The 9,854-nt window shown below is 47.2% G+C and carries 13 protein-coding genes; 7 read left to right on the top strand and 6 right to left on the bottom strand.

Annotated elements, in window-relative coordinates:
- Positions 1 to 49 precede the first annotated feature (49 nt).
- Entirely contained in the window at positions 50 to 313 is a 264-nt protein-coding gene (locus tag LVQ76_RS21725; protein WP_232863767.1) for an alternative ribosome-rescue factor A, read from the top strand.
- On the opposite strand, the gene mscL is transcribed toward LVQ76_RS21725, so the two are convergent.
- From mscL to def, 5 genes are all read right to left on the bottom strand, one after another.
- Positions 267 to 680 carry a large-conductance mechanosensitive channel protein MscL gene (gene mscL, locus LVQ76_RS21720; protein WP_034461758.1) on the bottom strand — a complete coding sequence of 138 codons (414 nt, stop codon included), beginning with the start codon at positions 678 to 680 and terminating at the stop codon, positions 267 to 269. The two genes, LVQ76_RS21725 and mscL, sit on opposite strands and share 47 nt — an antisense overlap.
- 159 nt (positions 681 to 839) lie before the next feature.
- Positions 840 to 2,216, bottom strand: a complete 1,377-nt coding sequence (gene trkA, locus LVQ76_RS21715; protein WP_034461757.1) for a Trk system potassium transporter TrkA — start codon at positions 2,214 to 2,216, stop codon at positions 840 to 842.
- Positions 2,217 to 2,263: 47 nt separating this feature from the next.
- On the bottom strand, positions 2,264 to 3,553 hold the full coding sequence (rsmB, locus tag LVQ76_RS21710) for a 16S rRNA (cytosine(967)-C(5))-methyltransferase RsmB (protein WP_232863766.1): 1,290 nt from the start codon (positions 3,551 to 3,553) through the stop codon (positions 2,264 to 2,266).
- Between the two features lie 76 nt (positions 3,554 to 3,629).
- Entirely contained in the window at positions 3,630 to 4,577 is a 948-nt protein-coding gene (gene fmt / locus LVQ76_RS21705) for a methionyl-tRNA formyltransferase (RefSeq protein WP_232863765.1), read from the bottom strand.
- Positions 4,578 to 4,598: 21 nt separating this feature from the next.
- Positions 4,599 to 5,108 (bottom strand): peptide deformylase, encoded by a 510-nt coding sequence (gene def / locus LVQ76_RS21700; protein ID WP_064514237.1) that lies wholly within the window; start codon positions 5,106 to 5,108, stop codon positions 4,599 to 4,601.
- 128 nt (positions 5,109 to 5,236) lie between these two features.
- On the opposite strand from def, the gene dprA reads away from it, so the two are divergent.
- Genes dprA through LVQ76_RS21670 form a run of 6 tightly spaced genes read left to right on the top strand, consistent with a single transcriptional unit; the run spans position 5,237 to position 9,027 of the window.
- The gene (dprA, locus tag LVQ76_RS21695) at positions 5,237 to 6,361 is read left to right on the top strand and encodes a DNA-protecting protein DprA (RefSeq protein WP_232922448.1); all 1,125 of its coding nucleotides are present in this window, start codon (positions 5,237 to 5,239) and stop codon (positions 6,359 to 6,361) included.
- Positions 6,333 to 6,806: a DUF494 family protein Smg gene (gene smg, locus LVQ76_RS21690; RefSeq protein WP_034461751.1), complete on the top strand. Its 474-nt coding sequence runs from the start codon at positions 6,333 to 6,335 to the stop codon at positions 6,804 to 6,806. Before dprA ends, smg begins: the two co-directional genes overlap by 29 nt.
- 24 nt (positions 6,807 to 6,830) lie before the next feature.
- The gene (locus tag LVQ76_RS21685) at positions 6,831 to 7,373 is read left to right on the top strand and encodes a DNA topoisomerase family protein (RefSeq protein WP_034461750.1); all 543 of its coding nucleotides are present in this window, start codon (positions 6,831 to 6,833) and stop codon (positions 7,371 to 7,373) included.
- Positions 7,374 to 7,378: 5 nt separating this feature from the next.
- Positions 7,379 to 7,951, top strand: a complete 573-nt coding sequence (gene tsaC, locus LVQ76_RS21680; RefSeq protein WP_232863763.1) for an L-threonylcarbamoyladenylate synthase type 1 TsaC — start codon at positions 7,379 to 7,381, stop codon at positions 7,949 to 7,951.
- Between the two features lie 3 nt (positions 7,952 to 7,954).
- Entirely contained in the window at positions 7,955 to 8,773 is an 819-nt protein-coding gene (aroE, locus tag LVQ76_RS21675; protein ID WP_232863762.1) for a shikimate dehydrogenase, read from the top strand.
- Positions 8,770 to 9,027, top strand: coding sequence for a DUF1488 family protein (locus tag LVQ76_RS21670; RefSeq protein WP_232863761.1), 258 nt, complete (start codon positions 8,770 to 8,772; stop codon positions 9,025 to 9,027). The genes aroE and LVQ76_RS21670 overlap by 4 nt, the downstream gene beginning before the upstream one ends.
- On the opposite strand, the gene LVQ76_RS21665 is transcribed toward LVQ76_RS21670, so the two are convergent.
- The gene (locus LVQ76_RS21665; RefSeq protein ID WP_232863760.1) at positions 9,003 to 9,557 is read right to left on the bottom strand and encodes a gamma carbonic anhydrase family protein; all 555 of its coding nucleotides are present in this window, start codon (positions 9,555 to 9,557) and stop codon (positions 9,003 to 9,005) included. The two genes, LVQ76_RS21670 and LVQ76_RS21665, sit on opposite strands and share 25 nt — an antisense overlap.
- Positions 9,558 to 9,854: the final 297 nt, after the last annotated feature.

Below are 9,854 nucleotides of genomic sequence, written 5' to 3'. Positions count from 1 at the left end.
AGATAAAGGCATAAAATCGCGCCGTTATTTTAATCAATTTGGAGTTTGTATGAGCAAGTATCAGCATAAGAGAGGGATCATCAAAGATAATGCCATTGAGGCATTGCTACATGACCCACTATTTCGTCAAAGAGTTGAGCAGAATAAGAAAGGGAAAGGGAGTTACCAACGTAATACAAAACATGGCAAACGAGGTAACTGGGAGGCCAGTGGCAAACAAGCAAATCGCTTTTTTACCACTGGCCTTCCTTTTTTCACTAGCGCATTCAGATTCGTTCGTTCTGCTGTTTCAGCAGGTCGCGAATTTCGCTGAGTAATACTTCTTCTTTAGTTGGTGCCGGTGGTGCTGCAGGTTCTTCGACTTTCTTACGATTCAGTTTGTTTATCGCTTTGATCGCAAGGAAAATCGCGAAGGCAACAATTACGAAATCAAAGATATTCTGAATAAATACGCCGTAATGCATCACAACGGCAGGAATATCACCCGCTGCAGGTCTTAATGTTAAAGCGAACTGTTTAAAATCCACGCCACCAATTAACAACCCAAGTGGTGGCATAATAATATCCGCAACTAATGATGAAACAATTTTCCCGAATGCGGCCCCAATAATTACACCTACTGCCAAATCCACAACATTTCCGCGCATAGCAAATTCACGGAATTCTTTTAACATGCTCATTTTTCTCTCCTTGTACCGGCTGACGTTAATAAGTCTAACAAATGATGACCCGATTGCCATTACATCAGGAAATAAGAATTCCCTGCTAATACCTTAATATTCAGAGGGTTTATTGGGTTAAGAGAATGACGGGTAGATTTTTTATCTACCCGCTAGAGGTTATAGGAAGAAAGGGCTTGGCTGGAATAGACGTTCCACATCGCTCACAAATTTCTTATCTGTCAGGAACATAATTACATGGTCGCCCTGTTCTATACGTAAATTGTCATTGGCGATCATGACATCGTTTCCCCTGACTACAGCACCAATTATCGTACCTGGCGGAAGCTTTATTTCATCAATAGAACGACCCACTACGCGTGAAGTACTTTCATCGCCATGGGCAACCGCTTCGATGGCTTCAGCCACTCCACGACGTAAAGATGATACCCCTACGATATCGGCTTTACGCACATGGCCCAATAATGCCGAAATGGTGGCTTGCTGTGGTGAAATTGCAATATCAATTACGCTGCCTTGCACCAAATCGACGTAGGCTTTACGTTGGATAAGCACCATGACTTTCTTGGCACCCATACGTTTAGCCAACATAGCGGACATAATATTTGCTTCATCGTCATTGGTGACGGCGATAAACAAATCAACTTGTTCAATATGCTCCTCGGCCAACAGTTCCTGATCGGAAGCATCACCATAGAATACGATGGTGTTTTGCAGCATTTCGGCAAGTTCGGCAGCACGCTGCGGATCACGTTCAATGAGCTTAACGCTGTAATCTTTTTCAAGACGCTGTGCCAGACCTGCCCCAATATTACCGCCACCAACAAGCATAATGCGCTTATAAGGTTTCTCGAGTCGTTGCAATTCACTCATTACGGCACGGATATGCTGAGAGGCGGCAATGAAGAAGACTTCATCTCCGGCTTCAACGATAGTCGAACCTTGCGGGCGAATAGGACGGTCGTGACGGAAAATCGCCGCAACGCGCGTTTCGATATGCGGCATATGTTCGCGCATAGTCGAAAGTGCATTTCCGACGAGTGGTCCACCGTAATAAGCTTTCACAACGGCAAGGCTTACTTTCCCTTCAGCAAAATTCACCACCTGAAGTGCACCTGGATATTCAATCAGGCGATAAATATTGTCGATTACCAGCTGTTCAGGCGCGATAAGGTGATCAATTGGCACGGCTTCGGCGTTGAATAAACGCTCGGCATCACGAACGTAATCAGGTGCACGAATTCGCGCGATTCGGTTTGGCGTATTAAAAAGCGAATATGCTACCTGACAGGCAATCATGTTCGTTTCATCAGAACTGGTTACTGCGACCAACATATCGGCATCATCGGCGCCTGCTTCACGCAAAACGCGCGGATGCGAGCCGTGCCCCTGCACAACGCGTAAATCGAACTTATCCTGCAAACTGCGTAGGCGATCCTGATTGGTATCAACAACAGTTATATCGTTGTTCTCACCTACCAGGTTTTCTGCCAGTGTGCCGCCGACCTGGCCCGCACCGAGAATTATTATTTTCATTGTTTTATAGCTTCATGAGATGAAACCTAAGACTCAGCAAACCTGAATCAGCTTTTAATTAGCTTAGCGTAAAAGAAGCCATCACCATCTTCCGGAGAAGGGAGATTCTGGATCCCTGGCATTTCTGGTGTACCTGTTTCCACCAGTTTTGCTTCTGGATGCTGCGCCAGGAATGCCGCGACTTGCTGATAGTTTTCTTCTGGCAGGATAGAACATGTGGCGTAAACCAATGTGCCACCCGATTTCAGTTTTGGCCAAATAGCTTCCAGAATCTCTTTTTGCAGTGCAGCTAATTCAGCGATGTCTCTGTCGCGACGCAACCATTTGATATCCGGGTGGCGGCGAATAACACCTGTAGCTGAACACGGTGCATCAAGAAGAATGCGATCAAATTGTTGATTACCACACCACTGTTCAGGGAAACGCCCGTCTCCTGATTTAACCTCTGCACTCATACCCAGACGTTGCAAGTTTTCGTGCACACGCTTCAGGCGCTGTTCATCAATGTCGACAGCCATCACGCGTGCTTTAGGTGCAGCTTCAAGTATATGAGTGGTTTTGCCACCAGGTGCTGCACACAAATCGAGGATCGCATCGCCATCTTGCGGATCCAGTAGATCAACACAACCTTGCGCTGAGGCATCCTGAACTGTCACCCAACCTTCTTCAAACCCCGGTAATGCGTGAACAGGAGCAGGAGTTTCAAGGCGCACTGCATCGCGATATTGTGGATGAGCATGACCTTCCAGCCCCTTTTCTGCTAATAACGCCATCCATTCTTCACGAGTATGGTGTTGGCGATTAACACGCAGCCACATAGGAGGGCGCTGATTATTGGCATCGACAATAGATTGCCATTGGCCCGGATAGGCTTTTTTCAAACGTTGCAGTAACCAGCTCGGGTGTAAGAAACGGCTTTCATGTTTAGCCGCTTCTGCCATCAGCTCTTCTTGTTGGCGCTGGAACTGGCGTAATACGCCGTTAATCAAACCTTTAAGTGATTGCTTCTTGATAGCAGCTGCCCCTTCAACTGTTTCTGCCAGAGCAGCATGAGCAGGAATGCGGGTATAAAGGAGCTGATAAAAACCTACCATAATCAAATAGTGGATGGTGCGTTGCTTGCCCGTCATCGGGCGAGACATCAATTTACCAATCAACCATTCCAACTGAGGCAGAGTGCGTAATACGCCAAAGCAAAGCTCCTGAAGCAATGCTCTATCTTTATCAGAGACTTTTTGTTGCATAGCAGGCAGGACATTACTGAGCGATTGACCTTGTTCCACAACTTGTTCAATCGTCTGTGCGGCCATACTGCGAAGATTTAATGTTTTTTTCATACGTACGCTCTGGTTTTTCGGCGCTTAAAAACAAAAATGCCCAGGTGATTGACCTGGGCGCAAAGAATTTCTTTTCTCAGGCGAGAAGTGCACCTGGCTTAAACCATTCACTGCGAGAGTTCAGGAGGTCCTGTGCAGTCATCGCTTTCTTTCCAGCAGGTTGAAGTGATTCCAGATTTAAAATCCCTTCACCAGTTGCCACCTGAATACCCTGTTTGTTGGTTTCAACAATGGTTCCGGGTGCTGCTTTAATCGGTTGGTTAATCACTGATGCCTGCCAGACTTTAACGGGCTGCCCGTCAATTTCCAGCCAACTCATTGGCCACGGATTAAAAGCGCGGATGCACCGTTCAAGTTGTGAGGCAGAAAGCGACCAGTCGATACGTGCTTCTTCCTTGCTGAGTTTTTCAGCGTACGTCACCAGCTCTTCATTTTGAACTTCAGGTTTTGCATGGCCTGTAGCCAACTGATTTAACGTTTCTAATAACCCCACAGGGCCAAGGTTTGCCAGCTTATCGTAGAGCGTTGCGCTGGTATCAGTGGCTTCAATTGGGCAGGAGAGTTTCACCAGCATATCGCCAGTATCCAGACCCACGTCCATCTGCATAATGGTCACGCCTGTTTCGGCATCACCAGCCCATAACGAACGCTGGATAGGTGCCGCACCACGCCAGCGTGGCAGCAGCGAACCATGAACATTAATACAGCCCAGGCGTGGCATATCCAGAACCGCTTTTGGCAGAATCAGACCGTAAGCTACAACCACCATGACATCAGCGTTCAAGCTGGAAACCAGTTCCTGATTTTCAGCAGGGCGCAAAGAGGCTGGTTGAAATACAGGGATATCCCTTTCAGTCGCCAGTACTTTAACTGGGCTTGGCATCAACTTTTTGCCACGCCCAGCAGGACGATCGGGTTGTGTGAATACGCCAACTACCTGGTGCTGAGAAGACAACAGCGCGTCAAGATGACGCGCTGCAAAGTCAGGAGTGCCAGCGAAAATAATACGCAGTGAATCAGACACATTATTCCCTTGTGTGATGGATTAGGCACTCTTATTCAGACGAGCCATTTTTTCCAGTTTCTGACGAATACGCTGACGCTTCAACGGCGAAAGGTAATCAACGAAGAGTTTGCCAACCAGGTGATCCATCTCGTGTTGAATACAAATGGCAAGCAGGCCATCAGCTTCCAGTTCGTATGGCTTACCTTCACGGTCCAGAGCGCGAATTTTGACTCTTTCCGCTCGAGGAACAAGAGCACGTTGTTCTGGTATGGACAGGCAACCCTCTTCGATACCAGTATCGCCACTTTTTTCCAGCAGCTCAGGGTTAATCAAAACCAGGCGCTCGTCGCGGTTTTCAGAAACATCAATCACAATGATACGTTGATGGATATCCACCTGTGTTGCTGCAAGGCCAATACCTTCCTCTGCGTACATTGTCTCGAACATATCATCGACAATCCGCTGAATCTCAGCATTCACCTCTTTGACCGGAGCCGCCACAGTGCGAAGGCGCTCGTCCGGAAAATGTAATACCTGCAAAACTGACATAAATATCCAGAGCTGTGTTCAATTGATAGAAAGATTATTACCTCTATTCTAGACATTTCCCCGCCTGATTGACAGCATCAGTGACCAATCGCAAGGATTGCTTTTATAGCTTATGGCAGGAGGAAGATATGCCACCAAAGGAGATATGGCTACGCTTGATGGCTGTTCAAAGTCTCAGTGGAGATAAGCTATTAAAAATTGCCCGTTTCTTACTAAACGAACCGGAATGCACTGTCACTCATCTCTCCAACTCTGGCTTATCTGCTCTGCAGATTTCTTATTTTCTGGAGTTTAGTGAAAAAGAGCTGGAAGCTTCACTTTGTTGGCTTGAGCAACCTAATCACCACCTGCTTACTGCGGATAGTGCCAATTATCCCGATCAGTTGCGGGCAATAGATTGTTACCCGGCAGCGCTATTTGTCGCAGGTGATATTGAGCTTCTTGCCAGTAACCAATTAGCCGTAGTCGGTAACCGTAACCTTTCTCTTTATGGCGAACGGTGGTGCCGAATGTTTTGTGAACCATTAGCTACTGCGGGATTAACGATAACGAGTGGTTTGGCTTTGGGTATTGATGCTGTAGCGCATCGCGCAGCGTTAAACGTACATGGAAAAACAGTTGCTGTTTTAGGAAATGGGCTAGCAAATCTTTACCCTAAACGTCATAAACAATTGGGTGAGCAGATTATTGCCGAGGGTGGTGCCATTATCTCTGAGTTTCCACTGAATACCACGCCATTTCCGGGGAACTTTCCACGCAGAAATCGAATTATCAGCGGCTTGAGTCGGGCTGTTTTTGTCGTGGAGGCAAGTGAGCGCAGCGGTTCTTTGGTGACTGCACGATATGCCATTGAACAAGGCCGGGAGCTTTTTGCATTACCTGGAGCAATTGGCAGCCCAGGGAGTGAGGGCCCTCACTTTCTAATTAAGCAAGGCGCTACTTTAGTGAGTCATCCTTCAGACATACTTGAGCATCTGGAAAATGAATTGCAATGGCTTCCCTCTATCCCCAAGGCCTTAATATATTCACACAATGAAGGGGATCGAACATTGCCATTTCCTGAGCTGTTGGCTAACGTAGGAGATGAGGTTACACCTGTTGACGTCGTCGCTGAACGTGCCGGCCAACCTGTGCCAGTTACGGTAGCCCAGCTACTCGAACTGGAGTTAGCAGGATGGATCGCAGCTGTACCCGGCGGCTATGTCCGATTGAGGAGGGCATGCCATGTTCGACGTACTAATGTACTTATTTGAAACCTACATCCACAACGAAGTGGAAATGCGAGTTGATCAAGATAAATTGACGCGTGATCTCGCCGATGCTGGTTTTGATCACGAAGACATTTATAACGCTCTTGTATGGCTTGAAAAGCTGGCGGACTATCAAGATGGTCTGACTGAACCCATGCAACTGGCCGCTGATCCTCTTTCTATGCGTATGTATACCGCAGAAGAGTGCCAGCGACTTGATGCAACTTGTCGGGGGTTTTTACTATTCCTGGAACAGATTCAGGTGCTGAACCTCGAAACCCGTGAAATGGTCATTGAACGAGTATTAGCGTTAGACACCGCTGAGTTCGAACTGGAAGACTTAAAGTGGGTGGTGCTAATGGTACTGTTCAACATTCCGGGGTGCGAAAATGCATATCAGCAAATGGAAGAATTACTCTTCGAAGTAAATGAAGGTATGCTGCATTAAATTAAAGCCGCGGCATGAGATGTTATGACCAAATCAGCACTGTTCACTGTGCCTAAAAATGAACCCTGTCCCCAATGTGGGGCAGGGTTAGTCATTCGTTCTGGTAAACACGGCCCTTTTCTTGGCTGTTCCCATTACCCGGAATGTGATTATGTTCGCCCGCTAAAAAGCCTGGCTGATGGCCATGTGGTTAAAGTACTTGAAGGTCAACACTGTCCTGTATGCCAGGAAAACCTGGTATTACGCCAGGGGCGTTTCGGCATGTTCATTGGTTGCAGCAATTACCCAACTTGTGATCATACCGAAGTTATCGACAAACCCGATGAAACTGCAATCAATTGCCCTCAATGCCAGAAAGGTAAATTAGTCCAAAGACGCTCTCGGTTTGGTAAAACCTTTTGGTCATGTGATAGCTATCCGACCTGTCAATTCGTCATTAATAGCAAACCAGTGGCAGGCGAATGCCCTGCGTGTCACTATCCGTTACTCATCGAAAAGAAAACGGCGCAGGGATTGAAACAATTCTGTGCCAGCAAACAATGTGGAAAGCCGGTAACGGCGGAATAAAGCTTGTGAAGACAAACCTGCAAACAGAGCAACTCCAAGAGATCGTTGCCGCCTTAAAACAACAACAAGTGATCGCTTATCCAACCGAAGCAGTGTTTGGCGTCGGTTGTGATCCTGACAGTGAGCTGGCAGTTACGCGTTTACTAGAGTTAAAACATCGCCCCGTAGACAAAGGCCTTATCCTGATAGCTGCGAGTTTCGAGCAACTTGTTCCATATATAGATAGCTCCGTGCTTTCGCAAATGCAGCGAGAAACCGTATTCTCTCGTTGGCCAGGGCCTGTGACCTTTGTTTTCCCAGCTCTTCCTTCAACACCGCGCTGGCTAACGGGTCGATTTGATTCCTTAGCCGTGAGGGTCACTGATCATCCATTGGTTCGTGATTTATGCCTGGTTTTTGGCAAACCTTTGGTTTCTACCAGTGCCAATTTATCTGGTTTACCACCTTGTCGTACGGCTGATGAAGTCCTGGCTCAATTTGGTGATGGCTTCCCGGTACTGCGTGGCGATACCGGAGGCAGGCTGAATCCGTCTGAAATTCGTGACGCTTTGACCGGCGAACTTTTCCGCCAGGGGTAATTAATGAACACCTTTGCCGTTTTTGGTAACCCAATTCAGCACAGCAAATCACCGCAAATTCATCAGATGTTTGCTGAGCAGTTAAAAATAGAGCATCCATATGGCCGTGTGTTGGCACCTGTTGATGCTTTTATTGAAACTCTTGAGCATTTTTTCCAGGCGGGCGGTAAAGGCGTCAATATTACTGTTCCTTTTAAAGAGCAAGCATTTGCCCGTGCTGATGAACTGACCGAGCGTGCTGCATTAGCCGGTGCGGTGAACACGCTTAAGCGCCTGGACGATGGGCGCCTGCTCGGCGATAACACCGATGGGATTGGTCTTTTAACCGATCTGGAGCGTTTATCGCTGATCAAACCGGGTCGGCGAATTTTACTGTTGGGGGCTGGTGGCGCGGCACGGGGCGTTTTACTACCTTTGCTCTCGCTTGATTGCTCTGTAACGATAACCAACCGGACATTTTCTCGAGCCATGGAGCTCGCACAACTATTTAGCCACACTGGCAGTATTCAGGCGTTAGAGCAGTCTGAGCTGGAGGGGCATGAGTTCGATCTTATTATTAATGCCACCTCTAGCGGCATTGCTGGTGATATTCCTGTCATTCCAACTTCGTTGCTTTCGCATAATGTTCATTGCTATGACATGTTCTATCAAAAGGGCGATACACCGTTCTTGCATTGGTGCAAACAACATGGTGTTCAACATTATGCCGATGGTTTAGGAATGCTGGTGGGTCAGGCTGCACATGCCTTTTTCTTGTGGCACGGTGTGTTACCAGAAATCGCGCCAGTAATAGAGAAGCTAAAGCAGGAAATGTCGAAGTGAACCAGTCGATCCAGTTTCCCGATCGCGAGCAATGGGACGATCAACTTCTGGCGGTCTGCTTTCCTGCATTAGTAAATGGCTTTCAGATGATGTGCGGTATTACCGGGGAAACTATCGCCAGCCGTTATGGTGGCGATAATAAAGAATCATGGCTCGAGCTCTTTCGTCTTAATCGTTGGGATTTGGAAGACGAAGCAGAGGAGTTAATTGCAACTGGTGAACATGACAATCAAAGCTGCGTTTGGCTTTCCTGATCAAGATACTCATCTTTCCAGCGAACGTAGTTATTGGCTGAGTATTTTAAGCCTTCCAGTTCTCCAGCCGTAAGAGGGCGGATCTGCTTTACTGGGCTACCCAGATAAAGGAAGCCGCTCTCAAGACGTTTATTTTGCGGCACCAAACTTCCTGCACCGATCATTACATCGTCTTCTATTACTACACCATCCAGCAAAATCGATCCCATTCCTACGAGCACGCGGTTACCGATCGTGCAGCCGTGCAGCATGACCTTATGTCCCACAGTCACATCTTCACCGACAATAAGTGGATTGCCTTCCGGGTTATAGGAAGATTTATGCGTTACATGCAACACACTCCCATCCTGAATATTGCTACGAGCACCAATAGCCACATAGTTAACGTCGCCACGGATAGCAACTAGTGGCCAAATGCTCACATCATCAGCAAGACGCACGTCACCAATCACAACACTTGAACTATCAAGCATCACTCTTTGGCCAACTTCAGGATAGGTTTTTTGAAAAGGACGTAATACTGCAGACATAAATACCTCTGAAAGTTCTCTTCGTAGATTGACTGTGGCTGCTTTCTTAACCGATGGCAAGGAGGTAAAGCATCAAAAATAAGGCGAATTGGACATGATCGCAGCGAAAAGGGCGAAAACTAATCAGTCGGAAGAAAAGATCGAAAAAAGGGTTGTGCTATAAAAAGAGATCCCTATAATGCGCCTCCATCGACACGGAACATGTGAACAACATCACAGAGTAACGGCGGCGATGAGAGTCAAATATCCTGAAATTAAGGGTTGACTCTGAAAGAGGAAAGCGTAATATACGCCACC

Origin of the sequence: Buttiauxella cochleicola, from assembly GCF_021283185.1 — a bacterium.
Classification (GTDB): domain Bacteria; phylum Pseudomonadota; class Gammaproteobacteria; order Enterobacterales; family Enterobacteriaceae; genus Buttiauxella; species Buttiauxella massiliensis.
This window is presented reverse-complemented; position numbering and strand designations above follow the sequence as displayed.

Excerpts from the sequence above, each read along its gene's own strand:
- LVQ76_RS21725 (WP_232863767.1), top strand. The coding sequence starts at position 50 with ATGAGCAAGTATCAGCATAAGAGAGGGATCATCAAAGATAATGCCATT.
- mscL (WP_034461758.1), bottom strand. The coding sequence starts at position 680 with ATGAGCATGTTAAAAGAATTCCGTGAATTTGCTATGCGCGGAAATGTT.
- trkA (WP_034461757.1), bottom strand. The coding sequence starts at position 2,216 with ATGAAAATAATAATTCTCGGTGCGGGCCAGGTCGGCGGCACACTGGCA.
- rsmB (WP_232863766.1), bottom strand. The coding sequence starts at position 3,553 with ATGAAAAAAACATTAAATCTTCGCAGTATGGCCGCACAGACGATTGAA.
- def (WP_064514237.1), bottom strand. The coding sequence starts at position 5,108 with ATGTCAGTTTTGCAGGTATTACATTTTCCGGACGAGCGCCTTCGCACT.
- dprA (WP_232922448.1), top strand. The coding sequence starts at position 5,237 with ATGCCACCAAAGGAGATATGGCTACGCTTGATGGCTGTTCAAAGTCTC.
- smg (WP_034461751.1), top strand. The coding sequence starts at position 6,333 with ATGTTCGACGTACTAATGTACTTATTTGAAACCTACATCCACAACGAA.
- LVQ76_RS21685 (WP_034461750.1), top strand. The coding sequence starts at position 6,831 with ATGACCAAATCAGCACTGTTCACTGTGCCTAAAAATGAACCCTGTCCC.
- aroE (WP_232863762.1), top strand. The coding sequence starts at position 7,955 with ATGAACACCTTTGCCGTTTTTGGTAACCCAATTCAGCACAGCAAATCA.
- LVQ76_RS21665 (WP_232863760.1), bottom strand. The coding sequence starts at position 9,557 with ATGTCTGCAGTATTACGTCCTTTTCAAAAAACCTATCCTGAAGTTGGC.